Consider the following 16,117-nt stretch of genomic DNA (forward strand, 5'->3'; position numbering starts at 1 on the left):
AGATCACGGCGGCGGCTGGGGAGCAGAGCGAGGGGATAGGGCAGGTGAATGTGGCGGTGACGCAGCTGGACCAGATGACGCAGCAGAACGCGGCGTTGGTGGAGGAGAGTGCGGCGGCTGCAGAGAGCCTCAAGGACCAGGCCCGCCGCTTCGCCGGTGTCGTCCAGGTCTTCCGCCTCGCACCGGGCTGAACGAGTGCTCAGCTGATCGCGAGTGCGAGGGCGGCGAGCGCGGCCGTCTCGGCGCGCAGCACGCGAGGCCCGAGCGTGACTGGCGCGAAACCGGCAGCCCGCGCCTGTGCGTCTTCGTTGGCGTTCAGGCCACCCTCGGGGCCGCTGAGAAACAGGACAGACGCCCCGGTGGGTGCCAGGGCAAGGGTTTGCGCCAGCGGCTGTGTGCCCTCGGTCAGCGACAGCAGGCAGCGCAGTTCACCCGCGTTGGCAGGGGGCAACGATTTCAACCAGGCCGCGAAATCGGCCACCGCGTGTACCGTGGGCACGCGGTTGCCGCCGCATTGCTCGCATGCCGCGACCGCGACCGATTGCCAGTGCCCTTGCTTCTTCGTGGCGCGCTCGCCGGTCAGGCGCAGCACACTGTGCGCCGTGTGCAAGGGCTGCAGACCTGCCACACCGAGTTCGGCCGCCTTCTCCACCAGCCAGTCCATGCGCTCGTTGGCAGGCATGCCCAGGGCGAGGCGCACCTCACGGTCGGGTTCACGCTCTGTGGCATGGTGTGCGCCGAGCATGACGTCCACGTCGCTGCGGCCCATGCGGGTGATCGTGGCCTCCCACTCGCCGCCTTCGCCATTGAACAGTGTGATCGTCTGCCCCGGTTGCAGCCGCAGCACCTGCACATGGCGTGCCGCCGTGCCCGGCAAGGCGAGGGACTGGCCCTCATTCAGCGGCACCGGGCAGAAAAAGCGCGGCATGCTCAGACGCGCCCGAAGGCGTAGCCGGAGGCGGCCTGCAGGCCTTCGATCTCGTCGAGCATCTTCAGGAAAGGGCCGAGCGCGCGGTAGCGATGCGCGGTGTGGCGGATGTAGCCGATGAAGCGGGGTGCATCGGCGAGATACTTGGGTTTGCCGTCGCGCAGGGTCAGCCGCGCGAAAATGCCGGCCACTTTCAGGTGCCGCTGCAGGCCCATCCACTCCACGCCCCGGTAGAAGGCGCCGAAGTCGCTGTGCCAGTCCTCGAAGTCCAGCAGACCGGCGGCGCGCGCTTTCTCCCAGTAACGCACCGTCACGTCGATCACGAAGTCCTCGTCCCAGCTCAGGAAGGCATCGCGCATGAGGCTGGCGACGTCGTAGGTGAGCGGGCCGTGCACGGCGTCCTGGAAATCGAGCACGCCCAGCTGTCGGGCAGGTGTATCACCGGGTTGCAGCGGCAACATCAGGTTGCGCGGCATGAAGTCGCGGTGGACATGGACCTGGGGCGACGCAAGGTTGTGCGCCACGATGGTGTCGAAGGTGTTCTGCAGCGTCTGGGCCTGGGCGTCGCTGAGCGTGAGACCCTTGTGCTGCTGCAGGTACCAGTCGGGAAAGAGTTGCAGTTCGCGCCGCAGCAGGGCTTCGTTGTAAGGCGGCAGCACGCCGGGACGCGACGACAGTTGCCAGGCCAGCAGGGCGTCGAGTGCCTGCATGTACCGGGCATGGTTGGCCTGCGGTTGCGCCGCGTCGATGCCGTCCAGCATGGTCTGGTGGCCCAGGTCGCTGAGCAGCATGAAACCCTGCGGCTCGTCCCAGGCAAGAATGTCCGGGACCAGCAGCCCGGCGTCGCGCATGAGGCCGGCCACGTGGACGAAGGGCCGGCAGTTCTCCTGCGCGGGTGGCGCGTCCATCACGATCAGGCTGCCACCGGCCGTGGCGTCAACGCGCAGGTAGCGACGGAAGCTGGCATCGGCCGAGGCAGGACGCAAGGTGCCGGGCAACAGACCCAGGCGCGTGGCCTGGGCCTGCATCCAGACATGGAAGGCGGCTTCCCGTGCCGGATCGGCCCAGGTGACGGCGGGTTGGGACGGGCTGATGGGCATGGGGGTCGGGATGTGACGGGCCGCGCGGCATACCCGGGGGCCGGGCATGTGGATAATCGCCCTTGATTCTACAAACCCCCTGCACGGCGACGACCCGCCCCCGGGCCCGCTCTGGCTGCCGGACCACCGACTTCATCCCTTGAACCGCCGCACCGATACGCTGTCCGCCGAGCGCCCGCGCGGAGATGTCGCCAACCTGCTTTTCGCGGCGGCGCCCGTGGCGCGTGCCGTGCATGTGCTGCTGGCTGTGATGGCCTGGGGGGCGCTGATCGCGCCGTCCGCCGTGCACGCGCAGTCCGGCGATGGCGACGAGCCAACGCCCTCCGACGTGCAGCTCAAACCCAGCCGCCTGCTGCAGGAAAGCCTTCCCGAAGAGGCGCGCCAGCAGGCGCCCACCTTCATCTCTGGCGATCGCATCGAAGGCCAGACCGACAGCATCACCCGGATCGAAGGCAATGCCGAGCTGCGTCGCCACGACACCGTGATCCGTGCAGACCACCTGGAGCTGGACCAGCGCGACAGCGAAGCCAAAGCCATCGGCAACGTGCTGATCAACCGCAGCGGCGATCGCTTCGAAGGACCCGAGTTGCACCTCAACGTGGACACCTTCAAGGGTCACTTCGAAAAACCCGAGTTCTCCCTGCTCAAGAACGACGGCCGGGGCGATGCCAGCCGGGTGGACTTCCTCGACGAGGACCACGCCATCGCGCACCAGGCGCGTTACTCCACCTGCCCTCGCACGCCCGGGGCTGACTGGATGCCCGCCTGGTTGGTCCGCGCCACCAAGATCGAGTTCGACAATGTCGCCGAAACCGGCACCGCCACCGGTGGGGCGCTGGAGTTCAAGGGCGTGCCGATCCTGGGCTGGCCTCGCTTCACGTTTCCCCTGACCGACAAGCGCAAGTCGGGCTTGCTGCCGCCGACGATCAACCTCGACAACGTCAACGGGCTCGAGCTCACGCTGCCCTACTACCTCAACATCGCGCCCAACCTCGACGCCACGATCTACCCCACGGTCATGAGCAAGCGTGGTCTGGAGCTGGGTGCCGAGGTGCGCTACCTGCAACCCAACTACTCGGGCCAGGTGCGTGGGGCTTTCCTGCCATCGGACCCGCTGCGCGACGCCGATCGCTGGGGTTATTCGATGCAGCACGATCAACGTCTGAGCGACACAGGTCTTGGGTTTGGAGGGTCGGCCGGCCTGCGGCTGGACTTCAACCGTGTGAGCGATGACAACTACTGGCGCGATTTCCCGCGCGCTTTCGGCGCACTGACCCAGCGGCTGCTGCCGAGCCACGCGATCTACAGCTGGAGCCGAGGCCCCTGGGCGGTCAGTGCAGGTGTCTATGCTTACCAGACCTTGCAGGACATCGAGGCTCCGATCACGCCACCCTATGATCGCCTGCCATCCATTGCACTGCGCTACAGCCGTGGTGACGGGCGCATTGCGGGCGTGGATGGCTGGAACTACACGCTGAGCACCGAGTACACCCGTTTCGAGTCCAATCCATTGCTCACCGGGCAGACCAATGGATCGCGCTCGCTGGCCATTGCGGAACTCTCGCGCCTCTGGCAGTCGCCCGGCTGGTTCATCAAGCCTCGCGCGCAGTTGCACGCCACGCAATACCAGTTCGACAACCCGCTCGCCAACGGCTCGCGCAGTGCGTCGCGGGTGTTGCCCACGGTCAGCCTGGACAGCGGTCTCATCTTTGAGCGTGAGGCCAGCTACTTCGGCCGCAACTTTGTGCAGACTCTGGAGCCACGCGCCTTCTTCACCTGGACCCCCTACCGCGACCAGAGCCTGCTGCCCAACTACGATTCGGCCGCCAACGACTTTAACTTCGCGACCATTTTTTCGGAGAACGTGTTCGGAGGGAATGACCGCATCTCCGACACCCGTGCACTGACCGTGGGGGCGAGTTCGCGCCTGCTTGACCCCGAGACGGGCGCGGAGATCGTGCGTGTGGGTCTGGCGCAGCGCTACCTGATCAGGGACCAGAACGTCTTCCTGCCCAACGCCGCCGGGCAGGCCGGCGGTGCACCGGTGACCGAACACCTGAGCGACATCCTGCTCGCCACGCGCCTGCAGTGGGACCCGCGCTGGACCTTCGACACGAACTTCCAGTACAGCCCCGGTGCCGGCGAGTCCGTGCGCACCACGCTGGGCGTGCGCTACATGCCCAGCCGCTACCGGGTGCTCAGCGCTGCCTACCGCCTGCAGCGCGGCTCCAGCGAGCAATACGAACTGGGGTGGCAATGGCCCCTCAATGACCTGTGGCAGGCGCCTGCGACTGCCACGGTGCCGGGACGCGGTCTCGGCGCAGGCCAATGGTTCAGCGTGGGGCGCATCAACTACAGCGTGCCCGATCGCAAGATCGTCGATCTGGTGGCAGGCTTTGAGTACGATGCCGGCTGCTGGATCGGGCGCGTCGTGTTCGAGCGCCTGCAACGCAGTGCCTCCACCGCAAACCAGCGTATCCTGTTCCAGCTGGAGTTCAGCGGTTTCTCGCGCCTTGGCTCGAACCCCTTGAAGACGCTGAAGGAAAACATTCCGCGCTACCAGTACCTGCGCGAAGAAATCAACCCGCCCAGCCGGTTCCAACAATATGACTGATCGCTTTACCGCCTTTCCCCGTCGGCTCATCTGGCTGCTGTGTGCGTCCCTGCTGTGGACGGGCGCGGCCCAGGCGCAAGGCCTGCGGCTCTCGAACGACCTGGGCCAGCCGCGTGGCAACACGCCGGCTGCCGCACCCGGACAGCAAAGAACCGCGGACTTCATCGTTGCCCTGGTCAATTCCGAACCTGTCACCAACAACGAGGTGCGCCAGCGCCTGTTGCGCGTGGAACAGCAGATCGCGCAGGAGGGCAGCGCGATGCCTGCCCGTGACGTTCTGGTGCGTGAGGTGCTCGAGCAGATCATCAACGAACGCGCCCAGGCGCAGCAGGCGACCGAACTGGGCATCACGGTGGATGCCGCCGCCGTCACGCAGGCCGAGCAGTCCATTGCGGCCCAGAACCAGCTCACGCCAGCCGAACTCTCTCGCCGCCTCGCAGCCGAGGGCATCGATATCAACCGCTTCCGCAACGACCTGCGCAACCAGATCCTGCTGCAGCGCGTTCGGGAGCGCCAGGTCGACTCCCGCGTGCGCGTGACGGACGCCGATGTCGACGATTTCATCCGCGAGCGACAGGGGAACAACGACCTCGCCAGCCTCGAGATGAACCTGGCCCATGTGCTGGTGATGGTGCCGGAAGGTGCCACTCCCGAACGCGTTCAGGAACTGCAGGTGCGTGCGCAGGGCGTGGCCGACCGCGCGCGCAGTGGCGCCGACTTCGCGGAACTGGCGCGCGAGTTCTCCGACGCGCCCGAGCGCACCAACGGCGGCGTGTTCGGCATGCGCTCTGCCAGTCGCCTGCCGACCCTGTTCGTGGACGCCACGCGATCCCTCAACACGGGCGGTGTGGCCGGCCCGCTGCGCAGCCCTGCCGGGTTCCATGTGCTCAAGGTGCTGGAGAAGCGGCAGGCTGGGATGCCGGACGCTACCGTCACGCAGACGCGGGCACGCCACATCCTGCTGCGCCCGGGGGCGCAGCTCAGCCAGTCCGAAGCGGTGTCACGACTTGCTGCCTACCGGCAGCAGATACTCGACGGCAGCGCCAACTTCGCGGCCCTGGCACGCGAACACAGCCAGGACGGCTCCGCCAGCCAGGGCGGCGACCTCGGCTGGGCCAATCCGGGCATGTTCGTGCCGGAGTTCGAACAGGCCATGAACGCCCTGCGTCCGGGGGAAATGTCCGCCCCGCTGGTGTCCCGCTTTGGCGTGCATCTCATCCGTGTCGACGAGCGTCGGCAACAGTCCCTGTCGCAACGCGAGCAACGGGAAATGGTGCGCGGGCTCGCGCGCGAGAAGAAGATCGAGGATGCGCTGCGTGTCTGGGCACAGGACACACGAGCGCGCGCATTCGTCGAATACCGCGATCCGCCGCAACCGTGATCAATGAGCAGGGCGGTGTGACACAGCCTCACGCATGAAGCACATCGCCCGCAAGCGGTTCGGACAGCACTTCCTGACCGACACCGCCGTCATCGATGCCATCGTTGGGTCCATCGGGCCCGCGTCTGGCGATCCCATGGTCGAGATCGGCCCTGGCCTGGCCGCGCTCACGCAGCCTCTGGTGGAGCGCCTGGGCCGACTCACCGTGATCGAGCTCGACCGTGACCTGGCCGTGCGACTGCGCGCCCACGGGCAGCTCGACGTGATCGAATCGGACGTGCTGCGTGTGGACTTCACAGCGCTGGCACAACGGCTGGGCGCCACCGGGCTGCGCGTGGTGGGCAATCTGCCCTACAACATTTCCACGCCCATTCTTTTTCACCTGCTTGATCACGTCGCCGTGGTCCGTGACCAGCACTTCATGCTGCAGAAGGAAGTGATCGACCGCATGGTGGCGCAGCCGGCCACGGCGGACTACGGTCGCCTCTCGGTGATGCTGCAGTGGCGCTATGCCATGGAAAACGTGCTCTTCGTGCCGCCGGAGAGCTTCGACCCACCTCCACGGGTGGACAGTGCGATCGTGCGCATGGTGCCACTGGTGTCGCCACCGGCCGTCGATGTGGCGCACTACGGCGCGCTCGTGCAGGTCGCCTTCAGTCAGCGCCGCAAAATCCTCCGCAACACCCTGGGCCGCTGGCTGGAAGAACGCGGCCACGAGAGCAACTTTGACTTGCAGCGCCGGGCTGAGGAAGTGCCTGTGAGCGAATACGTTGCCCTTGCGCAGGCCACTCAGGCATGAAAAATGTCCGCTGTCAAGTCTTTCATGCAGACATGCAGCGGGACAAAAGGTCTTATGGGGTAATAGGTTAGGCTAGATTCCAGCCGTTGTGTGCTCTTGCTGCTTTTCGAGCTAGGTGCCGCATAGGCGCTTCGCGGTGGTAAACGCAAGGGCACCGCAGCAGGCAAGGTCGGGTCAGTCATCATAGTCCTGCCCTCCCAAAAGGCTCCGCAAAAGCGAAAGCGCAGCCAGTAGGCTGCGCTTTCTTGGTGAGCGGATGGCGGATGCGTCCGCATCGTCAACCTGACTTCGGGAGTGCAGCCTTGCTCCCGCCTCCCTTCCTGAATCCCCGGTCGCCGGCCATGAACGCCTCCAACATATGCGGGATCAGCGTCGTAGCATCGACCGCCTCGCCATACGCCTGCGCGTGCAGCGCGGCGTAGCGGTCGAGGTCAGCCTTGAGGCTGGCCGGACACGAGAACGTGAGCTTCGTGCTTTCGGTCTTGGGCAGTGGCCCCAGCCGCAGTTTCTTGGCCGTGCTCATTGCATGGCCCCCCTTTGGAAGAACATCGGCTGGTACGGCCGCAACACCAGATCGCGGTTGACGATGATCCGCACAGGCAAGCCCGGCCGCTCGGTCAGCGTCGGCTGGATATTCATGTTGCGCCGGGTCATCTCCTGGCCGACCTGGTTGATGCTGTCCTGCGCGCTGTCGCGCCCGGCAATCACGATGCGGTTGCCATCCTGCCGGTTTTCCGGCGCGGCCAGCTCGGCACCGACGCCAAGCAGGGTCGTCAGCGCCGCACCCGCGAAGACGCGATCCCAATGCCAATCGACCCCATCCTCCAGGCCGGCATAGCCAGCAGGATCGGTGCCCGCAAGGTTGTCGAGCTTCAGCGATGACGTGTCCGGCAGGATGACGCGGTTCCACACCACCTGCACGCGGCTCTGTCCATAGCTAACCTGGCTGTTGTATTTGCCGAGGATGCGCGATCCCTGCGGGATCAGCAGGAACTTGCCTGTGGCCGTGTCATAGATCGGCTCCGTCACCGTGGCGATCACGTCGCCCGGCAAATCCGACTTGATACCCGTCACCAATGCTCCGGCGATCACCGTTCCGGCCATGACCTGATACGGCGAGGATGGCATTTGCAGATTGCCGGAATTACGGGTTTCTGTAGAGCCTCCTTTCAGGAACGCCTTTTTCTGGTCTTGCCGGTTCTGCACGGTGGTCGGGTCGGATGGCTGGGCCGCCGTCGAGGCCGGCCCGGCGGCCAGCGGGTCGAAGCCGGCCAAGGCACTGCCAGGCGCAGCCGCAGCGGCTTGCGCCGTGACCGGCGCGGTGGCCTTGCCCTGGCTGCCCGAGCGGAAGAACACCGTCGAAGCCGCCGCGGCATCGGCCTCTTTGCGCCTCGCATCCTCCGGGTCGTGGCCCGGTGGCGCATATGTCTGCGTCACCGGCTGCTGCGACTTCACAATGGCCGGGCCGAGATCACCCGGCAGCGGTGGCCCCAGCTCCGGCACCTTGGCCGGCAGCTTGGAATAGTCCGAAGGCAGGCCGTCCAGCCCTTCGGACTTCGAGACGCGATCCACGTTGTACAAATCGGTCTGCTCGGCAGGACTGCGCCGATGCGGCTGCAACGACCAGATCGTGGCGCCGAGCACGGCGACCGATAGGCCGCCGACAAGGATGGCCAGCGTGCGCCGATTCAGGCGCGTGACCGGGCGCGGCTGGGCGCGCAGCGCCACCGCTTCGGGCGCTACCTTGCCCGCCTGTGGCGCGGCAAGGTCGGGGGTATCGTCCTGGCTCATGGTCACTTCCTCCGCGTTCCACCGGAAACGCCATCTGTGCGTTCGATCCGCACCACGTCGCCCTTGTCCCCTCCCAGGCGCAGCTCGGCCGCACCGAACAGGCGATCCACGATGTAGTACGGCGCGCGGAAGCGGTAGTTCACCAGTTGCCCGTCGCCTTGCGCGCCGATCACGAACAGCGGCGGCAGCTCGCCCTGAGCAATGCCCGGCGGAAACTGGATGTAGACCTTTTCGCCATCGTCGAAGGCGCGCAGCGGCTTCCACGGCGGATTGCTGCCGCTGACCGCGTAGCGGAATCGGATCTTCTCCAACGACAGGCCCGCATCGACCGGCGCGGCGGCGCTGGCCGCCTGCGCCTGGCGCTGCAAGGCCAGCATCTTGTCCTTCGGGTACTCCCAGGACACCGACGCCATCCACGTCTTCTCGGTCGAAGTCAGTTCCAGCAGGTACGTCCTGCGGCTGGTGGTGATGACGAGGTTGGTCTTGAGCCCCGAGCGGATGGGCTTGACCATCACATTGACACGCAGCGCATCGCCGCTACCGCTCGATGTGTCCCCGACGATCCAGCGCACCGTATCGCCCGCGGCCACCGTCATCAGCTCCTCGCCCGGCTGGAGCGCGATCACGGTCACGCGGCCCACGGCTGCATAGACCTGGTACAGCGCGCCATCGGTGAAAGGCCACACCTGAATCGCGTTGACGTAGCCTTCGCGTGTGGGCGCGATGCGCGCCTCGGCGTTGGCGCGGGACACGCGCACGGTTTCATCAGCGGGTTCCGGCGTGGGCTTGGCATCCGGCACAGGTTTCATCTGTGCCGGCATCGGCAGTACCTGCGGCACGGCCACCACCTCCACAGGCGCAGGCGGCTCCGGCAGCGGCTGGGCCTGCACCGGTTCATCGAGCGAGATGGACGGCGGCGGCTTGCCCTGCGTGGCGCAGCCAGAGAACAGCACGGTCGAAGCCAGAAGCATCACCGGCAAGGCGGATTTACGGAAAAGATCATTCATGGTTTTGCTCCTTCGTTTCCTTCCAGTTCGCGGCTCCACGACAGGCCGTTGACGTAGATGCCCAAGGGGTTCTTGCGCAGGCGCTGCTCGGTACGCGGGGTTTGCAGCACCGTGGAAACCACCGCGTTCCAGCGTTCGGTGCGATCCAGCGCGCCGTTCACAAAGCGCGTCTCCGTCCAGCGCACGTTGAACGACGTGTCGCTGGCGCGGGTCACACTGGACACCTGCACCGTCACTGACTCCTTGCCGATGCGCGCGAACGGGTCATTCGTGCGGGCGTACTCGTTGAGCACGACCGCGCCTTTGTCGGTCGTGTAGTCGTAGGCATCGAGCCAGTTCTGCCGCACCACGATGGGGTCGATGGACAGCGAGCGCACCAAGCCGATGAAGCGGCCCAGGTGGTAGGCGATCTGCGCATCGCTGGGCTTGTAGGGCGTGGCGGCTTCGCCGACGGCGCGCACCTGGCCCGCGTTGTCCACCTCGATGACGTAGGGCGTGACGATGGACTGCGCCGAGCGCCAGACCAGCCCGCCCGCCATCAGCGCGGCCAAGGTGAGGCAGCCAAAGGCCATGAAGCGCCAGTTCTTCGCCTGCACGCGGGCCGAGCCGATGCGCTCGTCCCAGACCTGGGCGGCGGATTGGTACGGGGTAGCAGGCTGCGGCGTATCGGCGTAGCGCACCTGCGGTCGTTTGAATCGCATGGGAGTTCTCCTTATGAATCGGAATCGCGCAAGGTCGGGCCTTGGCTGGAGCTGCCACCGTCGCCACCGCGCAGCGTGTGGGCGGCGGTCGTCGCGGCATGGGTGAGCTGCTGCCTGCGATGCAGGCGCTTGGCCCAGGCAGGCTGCGCAGTGGATGGGGTTGGCTCGTTTGCCGCCTGCGCGGCCCCGGCCCCCGACGCCGATCCGGTGTCGTCGGGCCGGAAGGCAGCGGCGACACGCTCTTTCATCGAGCGTGCGCCCTCGGCCACCTTCTGCCCGACCGCCTGCGCGCCAGTCTTGGCGACATTGCCCACGCCAGCGGCAGCGCCCTTGGGGCCGCCGCCGGCGGATGCAGAACCTGCCTGAAACGCTGACCGGGCGCTGCTGGCGGCTCCGGTGGCGGCCCGCGCTCCGCTGCCCGCCAGCTTGGCTGCGGCGGGCGCCATACGCGCCCCGGCAGCTACCGCACTACCGACGCCCGTGGCCGCAGCGCCCACGGCGACAGCAGCACCGGCCGCGCCCAGCGCGGCACCGGCCATCGCACCCGCGCCGAGCTGCGGCCCGCCGGACACCAGCCCGGTCGCAATGCCCGGCCCGAAGATGCCCAAGGCCAACAGCGTCAGCGAGGCCAGCATCACGACCACGGAGTGGTCGATGGATGGCTCGGCCGGCTGTACTTGAAACTCGGCGAACAGCCCGGAGCCGATGCCCACGATGACCGCGAGCACCAGCACCTTGATGCCCGACGACACCACGTTGCCCAGTACCTTCTCGGCGAGGAACGCGGTCTTGTTCCAGAGTGCGAACGGCACGAGCACGAAGCCCGCGAGCGTGGTCAGCTTGAACTCGATGAGCGTGATGAAAAGCTGGATCGCGAGCACGAAGAAGCACAGCAGGACGATCAGCCACGCGAGGAACATCACGACGATGGGCGTGATGTTCACGAACACCTCGGGAAAGCCCGCCATATCGCCGATCTGCTTCAGGATCGGCGCCCCGGCGTCGATGCCGACCTTCGCCAGCCGGCCCGGTTGCAGGAAGTTCTCCATGCTCAGGGTCGAGCCGCTGGCCGTCAGGCCCAGGCCAGCGAAGGAGCGGAACACGATGCCGGCCAGCCAGTTGAAGTTGCCGATGATGTAGGCGAAGGCGCCGACGTACAGCACCTTGCGGATCAGCTTGGCGATCACGTCCTCACCCTGGCCGGTGGCGTGGCTCATCGCCCAGAACAGCCCGGCGAGCGTCATGTCGATGGCGATCAGCGTGGCGGTCAGAAACGCCACTTCGCCGTGCAACAGGCCAAAGCCCGAGTCGATGTAGCGCGAGAAGGTGTCGAGGAAGCGGTCGATGATCGTTACGTCGTTCATGGCGAGTCCTCCTGCCCAGGCGTATCGGCATCGGCGGGTTCATCGAAGCTGGGCGGAATCGGCGGCAGGTCGGCGAGCGTTTGGTACTCGCCCGGCTCGGCCTGGCCGGAAAGAAAGCGCCGCAGGTCGGCCTGGGCCACCTGCGCGCAAAACGCGCCGTCGTGCGCGCCCGTGCTGCACTGCGCGCGCAGCGCGTGCAGCCGGGCCGGGTCGGCGGCGAGCGCATTCACCTGCACCTGCTGCGGCCGGTCACAGCCGGCCAGCACAAGCGCATGAACGGCGAAAGCGAACACGACGGGCGTGCGTTGCATGGCGGCCTCCATCAGCGGTTGTAGAAATTGACGGGCTGCGGCGTGTACGGCGTGCCAGTGCCCAGGAAGCGGCGCGTCACCTCGCGCCCGCGCTCCGTGGCCGCCGCCTGCCGCGCCAGTTCCAGCGAGGCCGCGCGGTCTTGCGTGATCTGGAGCCGCTGCGTCTGGATCGACTGCTTGGCCTGCAAGGCCAGCAACTGGTTCATGGCCTGCATCGCTTGCAGCGCGCCCTCGGCCGACTGGCTCTTGCCCACGAGGTCGGCCAGCACGCTTTCGTCGTCGCTCAGGTTCTGCGATGCCTGGGCCTGCATCTGCATGGTGGTCTGCAGGCCGTTGAGCGTGTTCTTCCAACGCTCCTGTGCATCGAGGTACATCTGATTGCCGCTCACCGTGGCGGCGTACTTCTCGGGGTACAGACGCGCGAACTCGCGGTCGATGCTTGTCACGTCGTAGGCCAAGCCCTTGGCCTGCGCGATCAGTCGCTGGGTGGTCGCCAGGTTCGCGCGCAACTGGCCGACCACGCTGGACGGCAGGCTGGCCAGATTGCGCGCCTGGTTGATGAGCATTTGCGCTTCGTTCTGGAGCTGGCGGATCTGGTTGTTGATCTGCTCCAGTGTGCGAACCGCCGTGAGCGTGTTCTGCACCAGATTGGTCGGGTCGAGCACGATGTCGCCGACGCCGAACAGCGCGTGCGCAGGCTGTGCGATGCCGAAGGCGAGCACGCAGGCGGCGGTCAGCGCGGCGAGTTTCGAGGCATGGGTTTTCATAGCAGGTTCTCCTGGGGGTGGTCAGCGGTACGGAGGGAACCCGGCGCGAGGCCGGGGAACGAGGGCAGCAGGTCAGCCGCCCAATCGAGGCCGCGATGGCGCAGCCAGGCGCCCGCGAAGCCGGGCACACCGGCATCCAGCAGCACACGGTCTATGTCGCGCTGGTCTTGCGGCGTGGAAGCGCCCGCGAAGGCCAGCGTCGCCGGCCCCAGGTCGAGGTCGAACACGCGGTTGCCGAGGCGGGATTGGTAGTAGTAGTCGCGCTTGGGCTGCGCGGTGGCGACGATCTCGATCTGCCGGCTGTTGAGGCCGAAGCCCTCGTAGATCGTGCGAATCTGCGGTTCGGTCGCTTGCGGGTTCGGCAAGAAAATCCGACTCGCGCAGCTTTCGATGATTGCAGGTGCGATGGCCGAGTCCTTCACGTCCGCGAGCGACTGCGTGGCGAAGATGACGCTGACGTTCTTCTTGCGCAGCGTCTTGAGCCACTGGCGGATGCGCGCCGCGAATACCGGGTCATCGAGGAACAGCCACGCTTCATCAAGGATCAGCAAGGTGGGCGCACCATCCAGCCGCTCCTCGAAGCGCGCGAACAGATAGCGCAGCACCGCGAGCACAGCGGCCTTGCTGTGCATCAGCTCCTCCATCTCGAACGCCTGCACGTCGGCCGTGCCAAGGCGGTCGTGGTCGGCATCCAGCAGCCTGCCGTGCGCGCCGCCCAGGACGTAGGGCGCGAGTGCCTGGCGCAAGGTGTTCGATTGCAGCAAGGCCGTCAGGCCCGTGAGCGTGCGCTGTTCCACCGGCGCGCTGGCCAGGCTCCCCAGCGCAGACCAGATGGCCGCCTTCTCGTCCGGGCCGACGGCCGCACCTTCGTGCAGCAGGCGGCCTTCCACCCATTCGCTGGCCCAGGTGCGGTAGCCCTCGCGGTCGATGCGCGCCAGCGGCTGGAAGGCGATCTCGTCATCCGCGCCCAGGTCGTAGTGTTCGCCGCCCATGCCCAGGATGGCCGCGCGGATCGAGCGCCCCATGTCGAAGGCGAAGATGCGCGAGCCGCAATAGCGGCGGAACTGCATCGCCATCGTCGCCAGCAGCACCGACTTGCCCATGCCGATGGGGCCAACCACCAACGTGTTGCCCACGTCGCCGATGTGCGTCACCAGCCGGAACGGCGTGGCGCCGTCTGTGCGCGTGACGATCAGCGGCGGCCCATCGAGATGCGCATTGCGTTCCTGGCCGGCCCAAACCGCCGACACCGGCATCAGGTGCGCCAGGTTCAGCGTCGAGACGATGGGCTGACGGACATTGGCGTATGCGTTGCCCGGAATGGACGAAAGCCACGCATCCACGGCGTTGAGCGTTTCGGGGATGGTGACGAAGCCCCGGCCCTGGATGACGCGCTCCACCATGCGCAGCTTCTCGTCAGCTACGGCGGCGTCCGCGTCCATGACGGTGACGGTCGCTGTCAGGTAGCCGAAGGCGACTTGATCGCTGCCCAGCTCCTGCAAGGCAACGTCGGCATCTGCGGCCTTGTTGTTGGCGTCGGTATCGACCAGCGGGCTTTCCTGCTGGAAGATCGTCTCGCGCAGCAGCGCGATGACGTTCTTCCTTTTCGCAAACCACTGGCGGCGCAGGCGGGCGAGTTCTTTTTCCGCCTCGGCTTTGTCCAGGCACAGAAAGCGCGTACTCCAACGATACGCAAAGCCGAGGCGGTTGAGGTCGTCCAGAATCCCCGGCCAGGTCGAGGTCGGGAAGCCCCGCACCGACACCACGCGCAGGTGCTGGTCGCCCAGCATCGGCGCCAGGCCGCCGACCAGCGCGGAGTCGGTCAGTAGCGCGTCGATGTGGAACGGCACTTCGGGAACGCCGACGCGGTAGCGTCGCGTCGAGACGGTCGCGTGCAGATAGGTCAACGTCTGGCTGTCATCGAGCCAGGCGATTTCCGGCATCACGCCATCGAGCAGGTCGAAGATGCGATCCGTTTCAGCGACGAAGGCGTGCAGCCGTTCGCGCCAATCCACGCCTTCGGTCGGCCAGTTTTCATACAGCAGGCCCGCGGCGCGGGCGCGGGATTCCTCGGACGGCAGGTAGGCCAGCGTCAGGTGATAGCCGCTCTCGAAGTGGTTGCCCGAATCCTCGAAGGCGGCGCGGCGTTCTTCATCGACCAGCCAGGACAGCGGTTCGGGGAAATCGGAGTGCGGGTAGTCGGCGGCAGACCGGCGCTCGGCTTCGATGAACAGCGCCCAGCCCGAACCCAGGCGGCGCAGCGCGTTGTTCAAGCGCGCCGATGTGGCGATCAGCTCGCCTTGCGTCGCACTGTCGAGGTCGGGGCCACGAAAGCGCGCCGTGCGCTGGAAACTGCCGTCCTTGTTCAAGACGACGCCCGGCGCGACCAGCCCGGCCCAAGGAAGCCAGTCGGCAAGCAGTGCGGGCCGCTGGCGGTATTCGGCAAGGTTCAGCATGGCGGCGTCCCCTCACACGTCCAGCAGCGGGCGGTGCTTGATGTGCCGCGCGAACACGGCCATGAACTGCGGATCGACGCGCGCGCCCCACATCGCCAGCGAATGGCCGACGATCCAAAGCACGACACCGGGAATCCACAGTTGCAGGCCCAGCCCGACGGCGGCGGCCAAGGTGCCGTTGGCGATCGCCACGGTGCGCGGGGCACCGCCCAGCAAGATCGGCTCGGTGAGCGAGCGATGCAGCGGCACCTCGAACCCGGCCGCGAAGGCGTCCGGGGCACTCATACGACGGCCCCGCCCGAGAAGCTGAAGAACGACAGGAAGAAGCTCGAAGCCGCGAAGGCGATGGACAGACCGAAGACGATCTGGATCAGCTTGCGAAAGCCGCCCGACGTGTCGCCGAAAGCGAGCGCGAGGCCCGTGGCGATGATGATGATGACCGCGACGATACGCGCCACCGGCCCCTGGATGGATTCCAAGATGGATTGCAGCGGGCCTTCCCAGGGCATCGAGGAGCCGGCGGCTTGCGCAGTGCCCGCAAGCAGCAGCATGAAGGCAGCGAGCATCAAGCCTTGCATGGCCGGGCGAGCCAGACCATCCAACCGTGCGGGGCTGGAACGACGGGGAAGCGGATTTACAGAAATACGGAAAGCATCAACGTGCGTCATGGCAGTTCTCCAGAAAGGTCGAGGGATGGGGAAGTCGCCGCAGCGGATGCGGCATCGGGAAGTGGCGGCAGCTCGGGAAACGGTGTTTCCATCGCATCCGCCAGTCGGTAGCCCACGCCATCGAAGCCGATGACGCGGGCGATGCTCTCGATACGGCGCTTGCGTCCGCGCCCGGCGATGTGGATGACCACGTTGACCGCTTCCGCGATCAGCGCACGGGGCGGGTTCAC

General features: G+C 66.7%; 15 protein-coding genes and 2 pseudogenes. 4 read left to right on the forward strand and 13 right to left on the reverse strand.

Annotation, left to right across the window (positions count from 1 at the left end):
- Positions 1-191: pseudogene (locus J2X09_RS26350) on the forward strand (methyl-accepting chemotaxis protein); the annotation flags it as partial.
- 8 nt (positions 192-199) lie between these two features.
- Here J2X09_RS26350 and J2X09_RS26355 read toward each other — a convergent pair.
- Both J2X09_RS26355 and J2X09_RS26360 read right to left on the reverse strand, forming a co-directional pair.
- Positions 200-928, reverse strand: coding sequence for a 16S rRNA (uracil(1498)-N(3))-methyltransferase (locus J2X09_RS26355; RefSeq protein ID WP_204735695.1), 729 nt, complete (start codon positions 926-928; stop codon positions 200-202).
- Positions 929-930: 2 nt separating this feature from the next.
- Positions 931-2,028 (reverse strand): aminoglycoside phosphotransferase family protein, encoded by a 1,098-nt coding sequence (locus J2X09_RS26360; RefSeq protein WP_310309859.1) that lies wholly within the window; start codon positions 2,026-2,028, stop codon positions 931-933.
- Positions 2,029-2,167: 139 nt separating this feature from the next.
- Between J2X09_RS26360 and J2X09_RS26365 the strand changes: the two genes are divergently transcribed.
- From J2X09_RS26365 to rsmA, 3 genes are read left to right on the forward strand one after another with little or no spacing between them, the layout of a single operon-like run.
- The gene (locus tag J2X09_RS26365) at positions 2,168-4,642 is read left to right on the forward strand and encodes an LPS-assembly protein LptD (RefSeq protein ID WP_310309861.1); all 2,475 of its coding nucleotides are present in this window, start codon (positions 2,168-2,170) and stop codon (positions 4,640-4,642) included.
- Positions 4,635-6,023, forward strand: a complete 1,389-nt coding sequence (locus J2X09_RS26370) for a peptidylprolyl isomerase (protein WP_204735696.1) — start codon at positions 4,635-4,637, stop codon at positions 6,021-6,023. The genes J2X09_RS26365 and J2X09_RS26370 overlap by 8 nt, the downstream gene beginning before the upstream one ends.
- A 34-nt stretch (positions 6,024-6,057) precedes the next feature.
- Positions 6,058-6,822, forward strand: a complete 765-nt coding sequence (rsmA, locus tag J2X09_RS26375) for a 16S rRNA (adenine(1518)-N(6)/adenine(1519)-N(6))-dimethyltransferase RsmA (protein WP_204735697.1) — start codon at positions 6,058-6,060, stop codon at positions 6,820-6,822.
- A gap of 277 nt (positions 6,823-7,099) precedes the next feature.
- Here the strand turns inward: rsmA and J2X09_RS26380 are convergent, their stop codons facing one another.
- From J2X09_RS26380 to J2X09_RS26430, 11 genes and pseudogenes are all read right to left on the reverse strand, one after another.
- Positions 7,100-7,345, reverse strand: a complete 246-nt coding sequence (locus J2X09_RS26380; RefSeq protein ID WP_023123298.1) for a DUF2274 domain-containing protein — start codon at positions 7,343-7,345, stop codon at positions 7,100-7,102.
- Positions 7,342-8,613 carry a TraB/TrbI/VirB10 family type IV secretion system protein gene (locus tag J2X09_RS26385; protein ID WP_023123299.1) on the reverse strand — a complete coding sequence of 424 codons (1,272 nt, stop codon included), beginning with the start codon at positions 8,611-8,613 and terminating at the stop codon, positions 7,342-7,344. The genes J2X09_RS26380 and J2X09_RS26385 overlap by 4 nt, the downstream gene beginning before the upstream one ends.
- Before the next feature lie 2 nt (positions 8,614-8,615).
- Positions 8,616-9,620, reverse strand: a complete 1,005-nt coding sequence (trbG, locus tag J2X09_RS26390) for a P-type conjugative transfer protein TrbG (protein ID WP_023123300.1) — start codon at positions 9,618-9,620, stop codon at positions 8,616-8,618.
- Positions 9,617-10,321 carry a conjugal transfer protein TrbF gene (trbF, locus tag J2X09_RS26395; RefSeq protein WP_020230340.1) on the reverse strand — a complete coding sequence of 235 codons (705 nt, stop codon included), beginning with the start codon at positions 10,319-10,321 and terminating at the stop codon, positions 9,617-9,619. Before trbF ends, trbG begins: the two co-directional genes overlap by 4 nt.
- Before the next feature lie 11 nt (positions 10,322-10,332).
- Entirely contained in the window at positions 10,333-11,685 is a 1,353-nt protein-coding gene (gene trbL / locus J2X09_RS26400; RefSeq protein ID WP_023123301.1) for a P-type conjugative transfer protein TrbL, read from the reverse strand.
- Positions 11,682-11,996 (reverse strand): hypothetical protein, encoded by a 315-nt coding sequence (locus J2X09_RS26405; protein ID WP_023123302.1) that lies wholly within the window; start codon positions 11,994-11,996, stop codon positions 11,682-11,684. Before J2X09_RS26405 ends, trbL begins: the two co-directional genes overlap by 4 nt.
- Positions 11,997-12,007: 11 nt before the next feature.
- Entirely contained in the window at positions 12,008-12,763 is a 756-nt protein-coding gene (gene trbJ / locus J2X09_RS26410; RefSeq protein ID WP_023123303.1) for a P-type conjugative transfer protein TrbJ, read from the reverse strand.
- Positions 12,760-15,219, reverse strand: a complete 2,460-nt coding sequence (trbE, locus tag J2X09_RS26415; protein WP_023123304.1) for a conjugal transfer protein TrbE — start codon at positions 15,217-15,219, stop codon at positions 12,760-12,762. The genes trbJ and trbE overlap by 4 nt, the downstream gene beginning before the upstream one ends.
- Positions 15,220-15,231: 12 nt before the next feature.
- Positions 15,232-15,504, reverse strand: coding sequence for a VirB3 family type IV secretion system protein (locus J2X09_RS26420; RefSeq protein ID WP_023123305.1), 273 nt, complete (start codon positions 15,502-15,504; stop codon positions 15,232-15,234).
- Positions 15,501-15,887 carry a TrbC/VirB2 family type IV secretion system protein gene (locus J2X09_RS26425; protein ID WP_023123306.1) on the reverse strand — a complete coding sequence of 129 codons (387 nt, stop codon included), beginning with the start codon at positions 15,885-15,887 and terminating at the stop codon, positions 15,501-15,503. Before J2X09_RS26425 ends, J2X09_RS26420 begins: the two co-directional genes overlap by 4 nt.
- Positions 15,884-16,117, reverse strand: a pseudogene (locus J2X09_RS26430) (P-type conjugative transfer ATPase TrbB); the annotation flags it as partial. The gene J2X09_RS26425 and the pseudogene J2X09_RS26430, both read right to left, overlap by 4 nt.

It is taken from the genome of Hydrogenophaga laconesensis, from assembly GCF_031457235.1.
Classification (GTDB): Bacteria; Pseudomonadota; Gammaproteobacteria; order Burkholderiales; family Burkholderiaceae_C; genus Hydrogenophaga; species Hydrogenophaga laconesensis.

What these genes read in the sequence shown, in the direction of transcription:
- trbE (WP_023123304.1), bottom strand. Translation starts at nt 15,219, where the DNA reads ATGCTGAACCTTGCCGAATACCGCCAGCGGCCCGCACTGCTTGCCGAC.
- trbG (WP_023123300.1), bottom strand. Translation starts at nt 9,620, where the DNA reads ATGAATGATCTTTTCCGTAAATCCGCCTTGCCGGTGATGCTTCTGGCT.
- J2X09_RS26385 (WP_023123299.1), bottom strand. Translation starts at nt 8,613, where the DNA reads ATGAGCCAGGACGATACCCCCGACCTTGCCGCGCCACAGGCGGGCAAG.
- rsmA (WP_204735697.1), top strand. Translation starts at nt 6,058, where the DNA reads ATGAAGCACATCGCCCGCAAGCGGTTCGGACAGCACTTCCTGACCGAC.
- trbJ (WP_023123303.1), bottom strand. Translation starts at nt 12,763, where the DNA reads ATGAAAACCCATGCCTCGAAACTCGCCGCGCTGACCGCCGCCTGCGTG.
- J2X09_RS26405 (WP_023123302.1), bottom strand. Translation starts at nt 11,996, where the DNA reads ATGCAACGCACGCCCGTCGTGTTCGCTTTCGCCGTTCATGCGCTTGTG.
- J2X09_RS26370 (WP_204735696.1), top strand. Translation starts at nt 4,635, where the DNA reads ATGACTGATCGCTTTACCGCCTTTCCCCGTCGGCTCATCTGGCTGCTG.
- trbL (WP_023123301.1), bottom strand. Translation starts at nt 11,685, where the DNA reads ATGAACGACGTAACGATCATCGACCGCTTCCTCGACACCTTCTCGCGC.
- J2X09_RS26420 (WP_023123305.1), bottom strand. Translation starts at nt 15,504, where the DNA reads ATGAGTGCCCCGGACGCCTTCGCGGCCGGGTTCGAGGTGCCGCTGCAT.
- J2X09_RS26360 (WP_310309859.1), bottom strand. Translation starts at nt 2,028, where the DNA reads ATGCCCATCAGCCCGTCCCAACCCGCCGTCACCTGGGCCGATCCGGCA.
- trbF (WP_020230340.1), bottom strand. Translation starts at nt 10,321, where the DNA reads ATGCGATTCAAACGACCGCAGGTGCGCTACGCCGATACGCCGCAGCCT.
- J2X09_RS26425 (WP_023123306.1), bottom strand. Translation starts at nt 15,887, where the DNA reads ATGACGCACGTTGATGCTTTCCGTATTTCTGTAAATCCGCTTCCCCGT.
- J2X09_RS26355 (WP_204735695.1), bottom strand. Translation starts at nt 928, where the DNA reads ATGCCGCGCTTTTTCTGCCCGGTGCCGCTGAATGAGGGCCAGTCCCTC.
- J2X09_RS26380 (WP_023123298.1), bottom strand. Translation starts at nt 7,345, where the DNA reads ATGAGCACGGCCAAGAAACTGCGGCTGGGGCCACTGCCCAAGACCGAA.